Below are 17191 nucleotides of genomic sequence, written 5' to 3' on the forward strand. Positions count from 1 at the left end.
CCGTGCGCGGCCGGACCGCGGTCCAGTTCGACCCGTAGCCGGTCACGCTGACTGTCCGACAGGCGGCATGACGCACCACTGGGTCCTCGTGAGGCCAGCGCCGCCGTGCCACCGGCCTGCCAGAGCCGTTTCCACTGGTAGGCCGACTTCGTACTCACCCGCAGCCGCCCGGCRACCTCGACCGGATCGACCCCGGCGGCGAACAGGTCCGCCGMCTGCACCCGGACCACTTCCCGACGGGCACGACCCTGYGCGGTAAGCCCGCCACCATCCGCATACCTCATGCCCGATACAAGCGTCGGACACGGCCGGGTCATACCCGGACAGACCGGATGTGATCAAACAGACCCCGACCATTCAAGATCTGTAACACCGGGTTGCTTGCTCCGTCGCCATGTTCACGTCCACGGCGCCGCCATCGACCCTGGCGGCGCCGTGAACGTCCGATCCCCGTGCCGCGGTGGCGTGGGGTGGGATGGCGGACCGGCTACCGTCAGCCGCCACGCATCGTTCTCGCCGATCCCACCCGCCCTCAGAACGGCAGGCGATAACGGAACGTAACCGTCGTCGGGGCGGTGTCGCGACCGCAGGTCCCGGCCCAGGCGCCCGGAGAGGACACCCCGTTCATGATCGTTCCCTGCACACAATTGCCGAATGCGCACACAATGCGCACACAAACCCATTTCGATCTTGAATAGATGATCTTCGATTTCGCAAAACCGCAGGTCAGAGACCATCTGTCTGGAGCCGGCGAGGGGACTCGAACCCCTAACCGCTCGATTACAAGTCGAGTGCGCTACCAATTGCGCCACGCCGGCGGGCGATCTCACGATACCCGACCGCCGCACTGAGACGCTGAGGCCACCGGCCGGTTCGCCGCCGGCCCGGCAAGATCAAAAGGGTACCCGTGGCGTGCCCCGCCGGTTGCCCGGCGCGAACCCGGCGAGCACCTACAACCGGTCGACGTGTCGGCACCCGCTCCTCGATCGTGAAGCGGGCGAGGAGCTCCAGCTCGGCCCGGTCGACCCAGTCGACCCGGTCAGCGCCGCCATCGGGGTACCCCGAGCGGCACCGATACCGCCGTCCACATTCTTGCCACCGAAAAATGTGGTGCCGGAATCGGTGAACAAATTTYGTCACAGCGGTTGTCGGGCAGTTCGTGGYGGTACGGTCGAGCACGAGGCCAGGCGTGCGGGAACGCCGTAAAGTGCCGTCTCCCGTGAATCGTCTCCAGAATTATCGGACGACGAGCTCCACCAAAGAGCCCCACCAAAGAGTGATTGACGTTGCTTGTCCGCGAGATAGGTTGTCCAAAATAGCGAAGGGCCAACCATGCTGATCGTTGCGTTGACAGGCGTCGCACGTCTGTGTGCCCGCCGTCGCTGGATCGCGGTCGGCATGTGGGCGGTGCTCCTCCTGCCCGCGGTGTTCTTCGTGATCGCGGGTCACGCGCAATACAGCCACGATGTGACGGTTCCCGGTTCCGAGTCGCAGCGGGCAATGAATCTGGCGCGCAAGGTGAYTCCGGGCGGCGTCCTGCCGGACACCGAACAGATCGTGCTGCACGCCAGGCGCGGCACGCTGGCGGACCCGCTGGTGCACCGACAGGTCGAGGAGCTGCTCGCCGATGTCGGGAAGCTGCCGGGGGTACTCACCGTCGCCGACCCGTTCGGACCACTAGGCAGGATGGTGCTGGGTGTGTCACCGGTCAGTGCCGACGGGCGCACGGCGGTGGCTCCGGTAATCATGAAAGCGTCGGCGCTCGAACTCGACCTCGGCGCGATCAAACGGGTCTCGGCCACGGCCCGGTCCTACGGCGGTCCCGAGCTTCAGGTGGAGCTGGGCGGACCGGGCGCGACCGCGCTCACCTCGGCCGGCGTCCCGATCCGACCGCTGCTGGCCGCTCTCGCCGTCGCGCTGGCGGTCTTGTGCCTGACCCTGCGTTCGAGGGTGGCCGCCATGATCGCCGCTGTCGTCGCGGCCATGGCCACCGTCACCACCGTGGCCGTCACGACAGTACTGTCCCACCATGTCCTGACTACTCCCTTCGCCGCTCTGCTTGGCGGCATGATCGCCCTCGGGGTCAGCCTGGGCGGGTCCGTCCTGGTCGTGTACCGGGCGCAGACCGCGTTGRCACGGGGTGTGGGCCCGGTCGACGCGGCCACCGAGGCGATGGTGAAGTCGGTCGCCGCCCTGGCCTCCGGTGGCGTGTGCCTGAGCGTGGCGATGACCGGCGTGCTCCTGCTGGACCTGGGCCCATTCACGGGAGTCGCCCTCGCGGCCGKGGTGGCCGGGGTGCTCAGCGCCCTGGTCACCCTCACGCTGTTGCCAGCGCTGCTCGTCCTCGGCGGCACCCGGATGCTGGGCTGGGTCGGACGGCATTCCCTGACCACGACGGGTCGTGGCCTACCGCACCGGCCGGGCGTGCGATCGTGGTGGGCCAGGCAGGTGGGGCGCCACCCGGCTGTCGCCGTGGCCGTGGCGTGTGTGCTGCTTGTCGCCATGGCGGCACCGGTGGTAACCCTGCGGCTCGGTGGCGCCGACGCGGGCGCGGAGCCCACGTCGGCCACCGCGCGACGCGCGTATGACGTGGTCAGCCGCGACTTCTTCAGCGGTCTCAACGGGCCGATGCTCGTCGTCGTCRACCGGGGGGAGGGCAGCCGGACCGTCGCCGTGACCGACGTCGTCGCCGCCCTCAACACGACGCCGGKGGTCAAACACGCATACGTTTCGTTCGACAGTCCCGAGTCGGGCCTGGCCCTGATCCAGGTACTGCCGCAGGCGGGGCCCCGGTCGACGGACTCCTACGATCTGGTGCACCGACTGCGCAACGACGTCCTGCCGGCGGTACTGCGGCCCACCGTGAGCCGCGCTTACGTGGGCGGGCAGGCGGCGTTGTTCGCCGACATGGCCGCGGACTTCCGCGACGCGCTGCCGATGTTCGCGTTCGTGGTCCTGCTCGCRGTGGGCGCGCTGACCTTCCTCACGGCGTCCTCGCGCGTCACCGCCGCCGTGCTCGCCGTTTCGGAGCTGTCGTGCGGCCTTGCGACGGTCGGTGTCCTGGCGACGGTCTTCCAGCAGGACCGTTTCGCCGGGAAACTGGGCCTCCAGGCCGGTCCGATCGAACCGTTCATCCTGGTCTTCGTGCTGGTCGTCGGGTTCGGCCTATCCCCGGGCATGAACCTGAGCCTGCTGAGCAGACTGCGCGAAACCGATGCGCCAGGCTGGCGGGCGCTCGAAGGCGACGCGGTCAGCCGCGGCCACGCCGACGTGGGGCACGTCGTCCTCACCATGAACCTCATCATGATCCTGGCGTTGTCGGTGGTCGTGGCGCAGCCGTCCCGCACGCTGAAGCTGCTCGGGGTGGGTCTGGCGGTCGGTGTGGCGCTCGACGCATTCGTGGTGCGAGCGGTCGTCCTCCCTGCGCTGGTGCACCTGGATCGGCGCCGTGAAACCGCTGGCGGCGTACCCGCGCAGCGCCGRCCGGCGAGGGCGGCCACGAGGTCGTACGACCCGCCGTCGGCGCCATCCCACGCGGGCAACGGCACGCGCGGCGGCCGTTTCTCCCGGAGGAGTACATAGGGATGGGGCCCGGGCGTGTTGCGTTACTTCCCCGTTATCGGTAGGTAGGGCCGCGCGAAACCTTCAAAAGTTAGATCATCCAATTCTACGGCTTACGGGCCACGGCGCCGTATCCATCCACTGCGGCAAAGCCCTCGGCGCCGTCCGGCTGCCACTGCGAGATCGACACCACACCCGGCTCTAGAAGGTCCAGACCGTCGAAGAAACGGGCAACCTGATCCGGACTGCGCAGGATGTAGGGGACCGCGCCCGTGTCGTCATAGCCCTGCTGGGCTTCGTCGAAGCCCTCGCTGGTGTTGGTGCTGTCCCACAGCAGTAGATAGCTGCCGGACGGGACGGCGGCCACCACCCGCGCCACGATCGCCCGTGCCTCATCAAAGTCGGCGACGTGCCCCAGGATCCCCATGAACATGACGACGATCGGCTCGTTGAAGTTCAGTACGTTCTTGGCACCAGCAATGATCCGGTCCGGATCGTGGAGATCAGCGTCGAGATAGGTTGTCACACCTTCCGGTGTGGTGTTGACCAGCAGGGCGCGGGCGTGTACTAGTACCAGCGGGTCATTGTCGACGTACACGATGCGGGAATCGGGTGCGATGCGCTGGGCGACTTCATGGGTGTTCTGCATCGTCGGCAGGCCAGTGCCGATGTCGAGGAACTGGTGGACGCCCCTCTCGCCGGCGAGGTGGGCCACAGCCCGGATGAGGAACCGCCGGGACTCCTTGGCCAGGGTGACGATCCCCGGGAACACCTTGATGTAGGCGTCGCCGGCCTCGCGGTCCACCGGGTAGTTGTCCTTGCCGCCCATCCAGTAGTTCCAGATCCGAGCTGAATGCGGCGTCGTCGTGTCGATCTTCGAATGGCCCGTCGGGTTCCCGGTGCCATTGTGCTGCTCAGCCACGTCTCTCCTTACGCTGGCTCGGCCGGGCGAACCCGGCGAAGCAGGAAGATCCAGTCGGAGTGTGGCCTGTGGGCCAACCTCGGCTACCGATTTTAGGGTATATCATCGCAAATAGCGGCGGATCAACTGCTGGGACATGTACTCTCGGCCGGCCTGTGGGGCGCCAGAAGTCGGCTTGGGCCTGTGAGCTGGGACGATGTGCGGCGCGGCTGCCGGCATCATGGTCACCTGCGTCGGTGTGGCTGTTCTATCTGTTCTATCTGTTCTGTCTGATCTTCGTTCGGGTGTGTGGGRCTGGCTGGTGCTGCTCGGCCGGTCGTCGRCATCCAAGGACATCGAGTTGCTCGTGCTGCGGCACGAGGTCGCAGTGCTGCGCCGCATCCACCCGAAGTCCGTTCCTGATCCGTGACCGGGCGGGACAGTTCACCGCATCGTTCGACTCACCGCATCGTTCGACGCGGTCCTCGCCGACGCGGTCCTCGCCGACGCCGGCATCACCGCGGTCGCGATCCCGCCCCGAACTCCCAGGCGGACGCCTACGCGGCCCGCTACAGCGAACGACGCCCCACCGTAGCCGCGATCTTCAGCCACCACGGCCCGACCAGCCCGTTGCTGATCTGACCAAGAAAAGGACCACACGTCGCCCCGCCCTCGGCGGCTTGATCAACGAATACGAACGGGCCGCCTAAAAGCCTAGATCAACGCCGATGACCCAGTTCTGGCACCCCGCAGGTTTCGGTCGGTCGATTTGACGCGTCCGGGCCCACGTCCTTCTATGACTTCATGACTGTGAGTAGTCAGTTGATTCGAAAGGTGCTGCTGCCTGCCGTCGGGCTGGGGGTCTTGTCGGCGCTTGCCGCGACACCCGCGGCCGCCGACGGTGGCCGCGGCGGGCCGACGCCCGGCTCCGGCGCYGCGGAGACCTTCCTTCAAGCGACACTCATGCCGTTGAACCATTCCGGCGCCCGCAGCACCGCTACCGCGATCCTGCGGGGCGACCAACTCACCATCTCGATCTTCAGTCGCGGGCTGGCGCCGGCTCTGCCGCACGCGCAGCACATCCATATCGGTGGCCGCCACGTCTGTCCACCGCCGAACGTGACCGGCACCGGCGTCCACGGCCACTTCCGGACCGTTGACGGCAACCCGTGGCGTGGCCCGGTCGCGGTGTCGCTGACCACGTCCGGCGACACCAGCCCGGCCAGCGAGCTGGCGGTGGCGAGGTTCCCGGTTGGGAATGCGACCTACCACCGCACGTTCACGGTCACCCCGGCGGTCGCCGCGCAGTTGCGGGCCGGTGAGGGCGTGATCGAACAGCACGGTGTCGACTTCAGCCACAACGGCCGCTACGACGGCCCCGGCCGCAGCGAGCTCAATCCGGCCCTGCCCGAGGAGGCGACCGACCCGGCGGCCTGCGGCCGGCTCGTCCCGGCGCCCGATGGCCGGCGGCACGCCCAGGTGAACTGATCGGCCGTCGTGGCGCAGGTGGGGCACCTGCGCCACGACGGGCGACCGTAACGAAGTCAGCGAACGGATGGGTTCATCAGCGTGGCATCCGGCGAGTCCGCCGGGGTCGTACGTCGGCCGCCCAGCCGCGGCGTCCAGCGGGGCCCTGGTGAACGAGCGCCAGGCCCGCGTCAGTGAGCATCGGTTGCAGACCACGCAGGATGTCGAGATAGGTCGCGCGTGCTGCGAGCGCCACGCCGGCGCGTAGTTCCGGGCGTCGGTGCGCGGCGGCGCCATGGCGCACCACGGCCAGCGCCGCCATGCTGGCCGGGCCAGGAGTGGGGTTCGGGTCTGCCGGCGGCGGAGGCTTGCCGCCGCCGAGTGCCTCGGCGAACCGCAGATACCAGTCGCACAGCTCGGTCGTCTCCACCGTGACCGCTTCCTGGGCTGCGGCCAGATCGGGCAGCGCGGCGGAGATCTCTATGGTCGAGGCGATCATGTTGACGCCGCCCCCGGCCCGCAGGATGTCGGCCGGCCAGGGCACGTCGCCGGCGTGCAGCAGCTGCGCGGTCCGGCGCAGCCGCAGCGCCCCGCCGACGACGGTCATGAGCGCGTCGACGTCGAGCCGGCCGTCAGGCTGCTCCGACAGGTACTGAYGGACCGCGTCGTCGAGCAGCCGCCCGGCGCGGATGGCATCGCGGGCCGCGGCGGCCACCTGCTGGTCCCGGCTGGGACGGCGGAGGGCCGCATCGTCCGAGCCCGCGGTGTCGGCGTCCTCTGTTCGGGATGCGCCGGCTGTTTGGGATGCGCCGGCTGTTCGGGAGGCGCCGACCCGGCTCACGAGCACACCGATGGTGTCCGCGGGGCCGTCCGGATGGCCCGACATGTCGGTATAGGCCGGGTCCAGCCAGGGCGAGGTTCGCGGCCGGGCGCTGGGCGGATCGTCATCACCGGGTGCCCGCATGACGACCAGGGCGAGGAAAKCCGCGCCCATCCGATAGGCCGCGGCGGCACGGTGCCGGATTACCGCCGCCGCTCCTCGCGGCCACAGCAGCGCTCCCACGGCCAGGCTAACCCCGAAGCCGATCATAACGTCCTGAATGCGGACCAGCCCCACCCGCCAGCCTAATGGTTCAACGATGTTGAAAAGGATGAGGATGGCAACGGTGAAGCCTGCCTGGCCCAGCGCGAAGAACGACTTCCGTCGCATGTAGYCGGCGACGAACACAGCCAGCGGCAGCAGCGGCCACGATACTACGGTGTGGGTACCGATCAGGGCGACGAACAGGCCACCCACCACAATGCCGATCCCGGTGCCCAGCAGGTCCCGCAGGATCGTCGAGCTGGTCGCCACCACGTTCGACCGCAGCACCGACAGGGTACCCAGCACGACCCAGAAGCCGTGCTGCACCTCGGTGTTCTGGGCCAGGGCGACAGCGAGGGCGAGCCCCACGGCGCCGCGGACGCTGTTGCGGAACCACACCGACCGGATGCTGGCATATCCGGCGGCCAGATCGGTGGCGGCGGCGCCTCGCCGGGTGAGCCGCCTTAGCCTGGCGGGCCAGCCACGCKGCCGCACCCAGGAGCGCAGCGCCGGTGYCGGCGCGGTCACCTGCAGCACGTTCGTCGCCAGCTCCCGGGTCCCCCGGGCCAGCCTGCGCAGCCGGAACGCCTCGGCGATCGCGAGGTCCGCCGGCGRCTGCTCCGACTCGGCGACCACGAGATCATCCATCTTCTGGGCCGATCGGGCGCTCCACCCGTCAGCGTCCGGCGCCGGCCGGCTGACTTGCCCCTCCAGGTAGTCCAGCAGGGCCGTGCGCATCCTCCGCTCAGCCCGCTCCAAACGGTCCAGGCCGAGCCTCTCGCTCGGCCGTGGACCGCGGTCGAGTCGATCGGCCGCGGCGGCGAGCGTGGCAGCGGCGGCGGTGTGGATCTCGGCAGCTTCGCGGGGGAAGCATGCCGCCGCGATCCGATTCCGGTCCGCACGCGGTTCGGCGAACGGGACCAGCCAGTTGACGTCCACGACGAGATACCCCAGCGCCGCGGTGCGCCCGCCGACACCGCTGGGCCGGTGCGCGGTCTCGGCGAACCTGCGGCGCAGGTGGAACACGTCGGTCCAGATCCGGGGAACTTCGTCCGCCCCGGTCCCGTCCGCCCCGGTCCCGTCAGACTGCGGAAAAGGCATGGTCGTCCACGCCACCCCGGCGGCCATCGACCGACACGCCTGGGCCAGCGCGGCACGCAGCCGTGTTGGGGGCCGCTCCGTCCACAGCACCATGGCCGCGGTGACGGCCACCACCATGGCGGCCCCCCAGCCGGCGAGCCGTTCCGGAATGGCGGACACCGGGCCAGGCGTCATCACCGACAGGACGAAGGCCATCAGCGTGGCCCGTCCGGCGGCGGCGAAATACGCGTTGAGGACCCCGGAAAACAGCACGACCAGGGCGACCAGCGCGGTCACCGGTGCYGCCAGCCAAGGTGTCCGGGAGCACAACGCGCCGATGACGATGAGCGAGACGGTGATAAGCACGAACGCGACGTAGGCCAACAGCCTGGTCTTGGTCGGCCCGGTGAAGTCGATGAACTCCAGCAGGGTGTAGGCRCCGAACCAGGCGAACAGGCTCAGCCGCACGTCCCCACCAGCCAGATAGGTGACGGCCAGCAGCGTGGGGGCGATGAAGGCAACCCGGACGGCCGCCTTGAGGTTGATCAGCCCGGGGTCGTCGGGGAACGCTCTGGTGAGCCGTCCCAGCCATCCGTCCTGCATCGGCCCCTCCACCTCTGCCCTGGACCATCGCCGTACCTACTTAAACCGTCCTAGCCGAACTGTCCTAGCCGACGGYCGGTGAATTTGGGGKACCTGAGTACGGTCTGYGGTCCCTGAACCGTGCCTGGCTTCCCACAGTTCGGCCGCTGCGCGATCATGCGGATCCGACCTCGTGAACGTTGGTGGTCACCGCGCTCGCCGGCCGTGCTGTCCTCGATCAGGGGCACCTACGAGGAGGCTTATCCAGGCCTCTCAGCTCAGATGATCTAGATCATGCATTGTCGTAGGGCAGGGCGCCGCTAAGGATCTTGATTGAAGGGTTCTGAATAGTCCTCCTGATCTATGTGGAGGATCTCCGGTCCGCGCGGCGGCACCGGTCGACGTCATTGCCTCCGTCGATGAGAATCTTGCCTGTCGGTATGCGGAGGCCTGGCACGAGGTCATTGCCGAGGGGCCGATCGTCGTGGCGCGGCTGTCAGCCTKGCCGAGCTATGTTCGCGTTCATCCACGGCCTGGAGGTCAACACCGGCGACCCGGCCGARCCGGAGCGTCCGCTGACCTGGGGTGTCGAGCCGGTCGTGCACGGACTTCGATGCTGTGCTCGATGGCCTGTCGCCGAGGGACCATGTTCGTGGTGCGCCCAGGCCGATCGGGCGCTGGCTGGCACCCAGAGCCAGGCGCAGAGTAGCGACGGAAGCCGCGCGGGCGGGGTTGTTCGCGGCGGCGCGTGCACTGTACTCCGCGCTGGAGGCGGACCTGGCGGGCAGCGCCGCGGCGGGGTCGACAGCCGACGCGCTCGAGGAGCTGATCCACGATCGGGGCAGGGAGGTGCAGCGGGCGCTGCTGCAGGCCTGTCTGGACAGGCTCGCCGAACGGGAGACGCGGGCCGGGGTGGCGCCGGTCGCCACGGTGGAGCGGTTCACCGGGCAGCGGGTCGGCGAGCGCCAGGCGGTCGAGCTGGCCCGGAACTGGCTGACCGCCAAAGCCCCCTACCTGACCGCCAAAGCCGCCTACCTCGGCTACGACACCGCGCTCGCCAACGGCTGGCCGATCGCGACCGGCGTCGTCGAGGGCACCTGCCGCCACCTCGTCAAGGACCGCCTCGACCTCACCGCCACCCGCTGGGGACTCGAATGAGGTATGAGGCTCACTGAGCGAGCGTCCGTTTGGGTTGATGGTGGTCTGTCTAACTCTCGGGGCGGCGGGGTCCACGTACTGACTTTTCTGGACCGGCACCTGCCGGCAGGCCGAGGGGCATGCGGACGGATGACCACCCGCCCATCGTCCAGGATTTCCGCCGCTCTGAAACGTTGTTCAACCGAGATTTCAAGAATCCTGTACAGTGCGGCACTTTGTTCCCTTGGTGCGAGTTCCACCCTGCTGCGGTCATCTTCTCAACCAGCACGAAGCGATGTGCTCTGAATGCGACTCGCAGGTGCCGGACGTCGGATGCATGAGGATACATTCATATCGGTTCTCGGGTTTGACGTCGMCCGACTCGGCTGCGGTAACGTCCCTCCCGTGCCGGCCGGTGCTGGCCGACACGCATCCGGATGTTCTGCTCGAGAGGAGAAAGAGGGAAAATGGCTCAACAGCAGCAGGTGCAGCAGGTGGAACAGCAGCTGCGGCAGAACTGGYGGCAGATTCGTTACCGTATCCTTGACCAGTTCGGTCAGGTGAGCCCGGCGGACCTTGACTCTGCGACGAGCGTCAACGACCTCGTCCAGCGGATCGCGGACAAGACGCACCACAGCGAGCGGTACGTCGAGAACCGACTCCTGGAGCTTGCGGGAGTAGGCGCGGGTGTTCAGGGTGGAGGAATCGCTGGGGAGCGTTTCGCCTCGGGGCTGGGCGGCGAGCAGCAGCAGCAGGGCCAGCCGTTCGGCGGGGGTCAGCAGTAACCCGACAGACGGGTGATCCGACGACACCGTCCGGAACACGAAACTCCGCCGGGTTGTCGGGATAATTACTGGTTCCGATCGTTCGATTCCGGTCGCTCCGGGGGTACAGCTCAGGCCGTCGCCTTYAGGAGCGACCGGAATTCGAGCAGTTCATCGATCAGCTCGATGGTCTTCCCATCGCGTGGTAGCCGCCGCAATTCGGCCAGCATCGCGTCGGTTTCCTCGAGAGTGGGACGCTCGTTAATAGTGGCGGCTATCGTCACAATGTCGTGCATAGCTGTAATCACCTCACCGTGCTGAGATTACCGGTTGGCCTGCCCGGCTCGAGGGTGGAAGCCGGGTGATACGTAGAAGGAGGCTCGCACGGTAGGGTTTCTGGGGCGTAAATCAGTGTTTCCTTCGCGTTAATGTATCTCTGATGAAGCTACAAAACGTGACGAATGATGCGTCGCGGGYTCTGCACCTCACTATCCGTAGGGCCTCCGCGGGTTCACGGATCTTGCTCCGCGGGTTTATGGATCTCGGTKACCGCCCGCGTGCGCACGCACTTCCTTTCCTACCGCCCCGGGTGGCCCGACGGCCGTCCAGCCGCCCGCCACCGACCGCATCCGGACCGTTCCTGAAGCCTGGCATTGTCCGCCGCCTCGTGGACGCCCTRCCCAGCGGTGCCTACCTCGTCCTCACCCATGTCCTCACCATGCAACCGCCGGCTTCGACCCGGGTCCCGCGGCCTGCACGACCGCGGCCTGCACGACGTTGTCGGATTCCGCGTCGTCGAACTGAGGGGCCTGGACCGGCTGGCCATCGATTTTCGTTCATGGGCCCGACGCCGTCTGGCTGCGGTGCCGGTGTCTGTGTGGGCGGGCCACCCCGCCCACACAGACACCTCCGGGTGAGCGCCGTAGGAGGGGTACATCGCTCACCACATCTCCACGTATCACCCAACAATACGCGGACAGGCCATAAGCATCTTGGGCTGATGTTGCCCATCTCGGGATGGTCCGTCTGGGCGGGGTTGTCGTTCTTGTCGCGTAAGACGCCTCTCTCGGTCGACAGGTTGCGACCCTCGTGCCGCCTTTCGTGATGTCACACCCAGATCTCTACGGAGAGTAGCAAGATCTGCACGAATCGAAGCGATCGACGATACCATCCGGTCATAGGATCACTGGATCGACAATTCAGTCGGGTTATGGAACAACGAAGCGGGTCGGCTCGTCGTCTATCGCAGCGGAACGGATCGGCTCTGCGGCGGCGACGGCCGCCGCGGGCCGCCGTACCCGGGCGGTTCCCCCCGCCGCCCGTGGGCGGACCGGGCCGGTTGCCCCCTCGCCCGGCACGGTCCGCCTCCATCAACCCACGAGGAGCCCATTCCGGTGATTGAGCACGCTGTCCGCATCGCTCGGACGGTCCTCGTTCCCCGACACCACTGGGCTAGGAGGCAGCGCGTGACCCRCATGGGCGACGGCCGCGACAGTACGTCTGGCGACCGGTCCGCGGTTGCCACGTTCTCAGCCTCCTTCCATGATGTGGTCGCAAACGTCGAGAAGGTCATCCGCGGCAAGCGTGAGGTGGTGGATCTCGCGACGATCTGTATGTTCGCCGACGGCCATCTCCTCGTCGAGGATGTCCCCGGTCTGGGGAAGACCTCCCTGGCCCGCAGCCTCGCCGCGTCGGTGGGCGCCGGCTGTCATCGCATCCAGTTCACGCCCGACCTGCTGCCCGCGGACATCATCGGGACGATGGTCTACAACCAGCGTGCCGGCGAGTTCGGACTCCGCGCGGGCCCGGTGTTCACCAATCTTGTCATCGGCGATGGGATCAACCGCGCCTCGCCGAAGACGCAGTCGGCTCTGCTGGAGGCCATGGAGGAGGGGCGGGTCACCGTCGATGGGACCGGCTATCCGGTACCGCGGCCCTTCATGGTCGTCGCGACGCAGAACCCGATCGACCTGGACGGCACGTACAGCCTGCCCGAGGCCCGCTTGGACCGGTTCCTCATGCGACTGCGGATGGGATATCCCTCCCTCGCTGCGGAGCTGGAGATCCTCGATGGTCGGCAGGTGGGTCGGCGCATCGAGGATCTGAGACCGGTGATGCGGGCGGAGGACGTGGTKGCCCACGCGGCCCGGACACTCGCCATCCATGTGGCACCCGCCCTCCGGCGGTACATCGTCGATCTGGTCGCCGCGACCCGCACGCTGCCGGATGTCGTCCGCCTGGGGGCGAGCCCACGAGGCAGTATCGCGCTGCTTCGGGCCGTCCAGGTGCGTGCCGCGTCGCAGGGACGGGCCTTCGTGACCCCCGACGATGTCAAGGTGCTGGCCAAGCCGGTCCTGGCACACCGGCTGGTGCTGAGCCCCGAGGCGGAACTGCGCCGCGTCATCGCCGAGGACGTCGTGGACGAGGTCGTCGAGACCATCCCGTCCCCGCGTCGTCTCGTCGGCATCTGACCGTGGCACTCCGGTCGGCCGACATCGGGTGCCGGACGGGCCGGCGGATGGACCTTGGACTCCGCCGGATGGACAGCATGGCCTCGACGGTGTGGCCTCGACCGAGGGGCCCGTTCCCGGCCGTACTCGCGCAACGGCTACAGATAGCCCGAACAGGCCGGTACCCCCGGAATGGGCTCGTTCTGTCCGTCCAGGGTGACGACTGTAGCCRGTAGGTACTCCCATGCCTGGCTGTATCCGTGTTGGCGCGGATGTCCGGTGGGGCGCCCGGTCGCCTTGCATGCGCGCACGAAACGACGCTCGGCCGCGGGATCCCGCAGATCGGAATGCATCACCTTGACGGCGGCCCGGCGATCGAATATCTCCTGTTCCGCGCGGTAGACCGTGCTGAAACCGCCGTGCCCTATCAGCTCGAACGATCGGTACCCCTCGATCATCACCGGCTCCACGCAGTTCCCGCGTCTCGTCGCGTTCTGGCCCGTCGCGTTCTGGCCCGTCGCGTTCTGGTCCGTCGCGTTCTGGCCCGTCGCGTTTCGGCCCGTCGCTCAAGCCCAGCGCAGTCCCGCCCCGCCCACCCTGCTTGCGACGTGGGCGCACCCGGGAGAGTGGGCTTTGTCCGAAAGATGGGACTGTGCCCGGAAGATGGGACTGTGCCCGGAAGATGGGACTGTGATGGTGCCTGCCGGCGTCGTGGGGGCGCTATGCCGCCCCGTGCGTGTGGCGTTGCCGATGACCGCACCGATGTCCRTGCGGTGCCGCGCCGCATGCCGTATGGAAGAACGATGCAGGAGGAACGCGTGGCGGACGAGCGTCGGCCCTTCGCCGACGACAGCGGGACCCCCGAATCGGTCTGGCAGGGATGGGATCCGGGGTGGGCGGAGCTGGACCTGACCGTTCCGCCCACAAACGCGGTGATCGTGGCTCCCCACCCGGACGATGAGGTGCTGGGCATCGGTGGTCTGATGACCATCCTGTCTACGCTGAGTGTGTCGCTCACCGTTGTTGCTGTGACTGATGGTGATGCATCCCATCCCGGATCTCCGACGCTGTCGCCGGCCGAGCTTGCGCGGCGACGGGTGGCGGAACAGCATTCCGCTCTCGCCGAACTCGGCCTGGCCCAGGTACCGGTGCATCGGGTCGGCCTGCGCGACGGGCGGGTCGCCGGGCACGAGGAGTTGTTGGCCGACCAGCTGGAACCGTTGCTCACCGCCGACGGGTGGCTGCTCGCGACGTATGCCGGGGATCGTCATCCAGATCATGAGGCGACGGGTCGGGCGGCGGAGATCGCCGCCGCGCGGGCGGGCACCCGGCTGCTCGAGTACCCCATCTGGACCTGGCACTGGGCGGTGCCGGACGACCCGCGAGTTCCTTGGGCCAGGGCGCGACGGGTGCATCTTCCCGTCGACGTGCATCGGGCCAAGCAGCGAGCGGTCGACTGCTACCGCACCCAGATTGCTCCGCTTTCAACCCATCCGGCCGATGCTGCGGTGCTTCCGGCCGAGGCCTTGGCGCGGCTCCTGCGCCCAGCCGAGACGGTCTTCGTCTGACCGTTGCGGGTCATGAAGCATGAGTAGGCGCCTTGCTCGCAGCCACCTGTTGCCGGATGGCGGCCCCACAGCCGGAGCAGGTCTTCGAGCTCACGTCCGGTTGCCCATGCGGTGACACGGGCAACCGGACGGTCAGGGCCGGGACGCCGGTCGGCGGGGGAGACCCGCGCGTACACCGCGGCGGCTCCCGCGGGGCGTTCGACGGCGGACGGCTCGACCAGGATCAGCTGCCCGACCGGGCGCGCCGGTACGGGCAGCTTCCCTTCCCGAAACCAGCGGTAGGCGGTGACGTAGTGGGCACCCGCACGCTGCGCCCCCTGCTTCAAGTTCACYCACACATCGCATCACTTACTCAACAGCCAGCAGGTCGCTGCCCCGCGGGGACATCTCCCGCAGCGGCAGGCTGCGGTCGTCGAAGGCCGCGGTCGTCGAAGGCCGCGTCGTCCGCGGCGGTGATTCCGAAGACGCTCGGCCTGGTGCCGATCCAGCGATTGATCAGCCAGTGCAGCAGGTTGATGGTGACGATCGCCGGAGCGACGACGGCGGCGACCCCGGGAATCGCCGGCTCCAAGGCCAGGGACAGCACGATACTCGTGATGCCGTTCTGTTGGGAAGCGGCCAGATAAACCCGGTCACGTCGGGACATGCGGTGGGTCAGAAGGTAGCCGACGAGACCCTGTGCGGCGAAGGCTGCGGCTCCCAGAGCGGCCCCGTGGACAAAGGCGATTCCGCCGGAGAGAAGCAGGMCGAGCGCGACCGCCGCACCATAGAACGCGACCCGTACGGTCCTCTCCACGAGGTGGGGGAAGAAGTCGTCCCCGCGCTCGGGGAAGAGCTTGGCATCGGGACGGAGGATCAGCCCACCGATTGCTACCGCCAGCATGAGAAAGAACCCTGCTGCCACCATGATCAGACCCGTTGTCAATGCCAGGGCGCTGGTCGCGTTTCTCTTGGCGCCCCGCCACAGCAGGGCGGTGAGGGTGACGAGGCCGAGGTTGAGCGCCAAGCCGACGAAGAAACCGCTGACTCCCGACGGTCCACCGAGATCCGGCGTCATCGCGGGCTGGTCCTTGACGAACGTCGAACCGACCGCTGTGACCAGGGACACAGTAAGGAGTACCGTCACGGGATCGTCGAAGGCAGCCCAGCTGCGCAGGAGATCCTGACCGCGTTCGGACATTCGCGAACCCGAGGTGAGCGTGGCTACCGACAGGGGATCGATCTGGGCGACCACCACGCCAAGAAGAAGGTACAGCGGGTCGCCGAGCGCGAGGGCCAGGGCGCCACCGATCAGCAGGGCCTTGAGGGCGACGCCCACGGTGACGACGAGCACGATCCGGCGGATGTCCGCCCAGGCCGCGCGGGCGATCCCCAGCGTGGCGCCRTACAGGCCGACCGCCAGCAGCACCGCGATGGCCATCCGATAGCCGTGCACCTTCGAGATATTCGGCAGGTGGAACAGCTGAAACAGCGCGCTGAGCGCGACACCCACCCCGATCAGGCTGACCAGGGATGCCAGCTGGCCGAAGGACTGTGCTCTCTGGAGCGATCTCATGGCCCGGTCGGGTTCCAATGGTGGAACGGCTGTACCGGTCTCCCCGCTGGCACCCCGGCGACCGCCGGGCTGCCKGGATGCGGATACGCATCCGTGCCCTGCGTGTGGAGYGACGGGATAAGGGCGCATCGACCTCTGAACAGTGACCGAAGGCCCTGCATCGAGCTCTACCTCCCCGTGATGTTGGACGGCGGAAAGAGGAGTTCTCCTCCTACTTGCCATCGCCCAGAGTGGTCGCCGTGCAATGAAGCTAGTGCAATGAAGCTCGCGCAGCCGGCATCCGTAGGTTAAGTCCAGACGCCGCACCGGTTCAACCCCAGGCGGTGGTTGCCACATGATCAATTGCCATGGCGAATTTTTTGCCGGGTAGTCGACGATGACGGCTTACTGGCCGTCTTCCTATCCAGCTYGTGTGATGACGCCCTCGTGTCTGTGTCCGCGTTCGGCCTGCCCGGCCGCACCTTTCATGGCGGGCGTCGGCGTCGGATGGTGCAGATGAACCGTATGATGCGCGTGCAGTCCGGCGACCCGGCGATACCTCGCATTTCATCTGTGTAGGTGTCGTCCGCGCGGGTGGGAGAGCATCGGGAGGGCATTCCAGGGGGCATGGCCCGGTTTTTCGACGTCAGTCCTGAAGCACATCTCGGAATCTTGATGTTTCTTGATATTTTTTGTAGAGTTGTGACATGTGTCTAAATATATAGTTATCCGCGGTCGTATCGCCTACCGGCGGGCGGCCTTGACGCCGAGGCCGCTGCCACCGCCCGCGGGATCGGATGGCGGACGAACGATGAGCCCGTGAGCCCGTGAGCCCGTGGTCGGGGCCCACGGCCCCACGGGTTCGTGTGTTCATGTTGCGGACAGGTTTCGGTGGGGGACGCTGGTTGGCCCGCGGGGCCCCCGCAGCTAGTGTTCGGGGAGTGGAATCGTGGCTGAACGCAGCCGGCGTCGAGGGGACCGGCGCCAGTTGGGAGTCGATCATTCGCTACTGGTAGGCATCCCCGGGTCATCCGTGCCCCGTCCCACAACTCCATACCGATGC

At 67.7% G+C, this 17191-nt stretch carries 12 protein-coding genes, 1 tRNA gene and 2 pseudogenes; 7 read left to right on the forward strand and 8 right to left on the reverse strand.

Translation table 11 applies throughout. The features are described from left to right. Positions 1-221 (reverse strand): helix-turn-helix domain-containing protein (locus tag CcI156_RS13880; RefSeq protein WP_254847419.1); only part of this gene is annotated, 221 nt, incomplete at its 3' end. Between the two features lie 521 nt (positions 222-742). After that, a tRNA-Thr gene (locus tag CcI156_RS13885) sits at positions 743-818 on the reverse strand. Positions 819-1332: 514 nt separating this feature from the next. Between CcI156_RS13885 and CcI156_RS13890 the strand changes: the two genes are divergently transcribed. Further along, complete coding sequence (locus tag CcI156_RS13890) at positions 1333-3582, forward strand: MMPL family transporter (RefSeq protein ID WP_076806101.1); 2250 nt, start codon at positions 1333-1335, stop codon at positions 3580-3582. 85 nt (positions 3583-3667) lie between these two features. Here CcI156_RS13890 and CcI156_RS13895 read toward each other — a convergent pair whose 3' ends face one another. Further along, a complete protein-coding gene (locus CcI156_RS13895) occupies positions 3668-4483 on the reverse strand; it encodes an SAM-dependent methyltransferase (protein ID WP_011438444.1) in 816 nt (271 codons plus the stop codon). A 286-nt stretch (positions 4484-4769) separates the two neighbouring features. Here CcI156_RS13895 and CcI156_RS27410 point away from each other — a divergent pair, with 286 nt between their 5' ends. Together CcI156_RS27410 and CcI156_RS13900 are read left to right on the forward strand one after the other, a co-directional pair. Next, complete coding sequence (locus tag CcI156_RS27410) at positions 4770-4892, forward strand: hypothetical protein (protein WP_256382305.1); 123 nt, start codon at positions 4770-4772, stop codon at positions 4890-4892. 404 nt (positions 4893-5296) lie between these two features. Further along, positions 5297-5950: a hypothetical protein gene (locus tag CcI156_RS13900; protein ID WP_235608997.1), complete on the forward strand. Its 654-nt coding sequence runs from the start codon at positions 5297-5299 to the stop codon at positions 5948-5950. A 76-nt stretch (positions 5951-6026) separates the two neighbouring features. Here the strand turns inward: CcI156_RS13900 and CcI156_RS13905 are convergent, their stop codons facing one another. Further along, positions 6027-8696, reverse strand: a complete 2670-nt coding sequence (locus CcI156_RS13905) for an FUSC family protein (protein WP_076806104.1) — start codon at positions 8694-8696, stop codon at positions 6027-6029. A 984-nt stretch (positions 8697-9680) separates the two neighbouring features. Between CcI156_RS13905 and CcI156_RS27785 the strand changes: the two are divergent. Both CcI156_RS27785 and CcI156_RS13915 read left to right on the forward strand, forming a co-directional pair. After that, positions 9681-9830 (forward strand): annotated as a pseudogene (locus tag CcI156_RS27785) (ISKra4 family transposase); the annotation flags it as partial. Positions 9831-10279: 449 nt separating this feature from the next. After that, positions 10280-10597: a hypothetical protein gene (locus CcI156_RS13915; RefSeq protein WP_076806106.1), complete on the forward strand. Its 318-nt coding sequence runs from the start codon at positions 10280-10282 to the stop codon at positions 10595-10597. A gap of 110 nt (positions 10598-10707) precedes the next feature. Here CcI156_RS13915 and CcI156_RS25695 read toward each other — a convergent pair whose 3' ends face one another. Continuing rightward, entirely contained in the window at positions 10708-10872 is a 165-nt protein-coding gene (locus tag CcI156_RS25695; protein ID WP_023841005.1) for a hypothetical protein, read from the reverse strand. Between the two features lie 1179 nt (positions 10873-12051). Here CcI156_RS25695 and CcI156_RS13920 point away from each other — a divergent pair. Next, positions 12052-13047: a MoxR family ATPase gene (locus CcI156_RS13920; protein WP_011438438.1), complete on the forward strand. Its 996-nt coding sequence runs from the start codon at positions 12052-12054 to the stop codon at positions 13045-13047. A gap of 137 nt (positions 13048-13184) precedes the next feature. Here CcI156_RS13920 and CcI156_RS26940 read toward each other — a convergent pair whose 3' ends face one another. After that, positions 13185-13484: a hypothetical protein gene (locus CcI156_RS26940; RefSeq protein WP_254847420.1), complete on the reverse strand. Its 300-nt coding sequence runs from the start codon at positions 13482-13484 to the stop codon at positions 13185-13187. Positions 13485-13829: 345 nt separating this feature from the next. Here CcI156_RS26940 and CcI156_RS13930 point away from each other — a divergent pair, with 345 nt between their 5' ends. After that, positions 13830-14594, forward strand: coding sequence for a PIG-L deacetylase family protein (locus CcI156_RS13930; protein ID WP_049761006.1), 765 nt, complete (start codon positions 13830-13832; stop codon positions 14592-14594). Positions 14595-14680: 86 nt separating this feature from the next. Here CcI156_RS13930 and CcI156_RS26945 read toward each other — a convergent pair. Both CcI156_RS26945 and CcI156_RS13940 read right to left on the reverse strand, forming a co-directional pair. After that, a pseudogene (locus tag CcI156_RS26945) lies at positions 14681-14926 on the reverse strand (IS607 family transposase); the annotation flags it as partial. 20 nt (positions 14927-14946) lie between these two features. After that, positions 14947-16149, reverse strand: a complete 1203-nt coding sequence (locus CcI156_RS13940; RefSeq protein ID WP_076806108.1) for a hypothetical protein — start codon at positions 16147-16149, stop codon at positions 14947-14949. Positions 16150-17191: the final 1042 nt, after the last annotated feature.

This window comes from Frankia sp. CcI156, from assembly GCF_001983015.1.
In the GTDB taxonomy this organism is placed as follows: Bacteria; Actinomycetota; Actinomycetes; order Frankiales; family Frankiaceae; genus Frankia; species Frankia casuarinae.

What these genes read in the sequence shown, in the direction of transcription:
- CcI156_RS13930 (WP_049761006.1), top strand. Translation starts at nt 13,830, where the DNA reads ATGCAGGAGGAACGCGTGGCGGACGAGCGTCGGCCCTTCGCCGACGAC.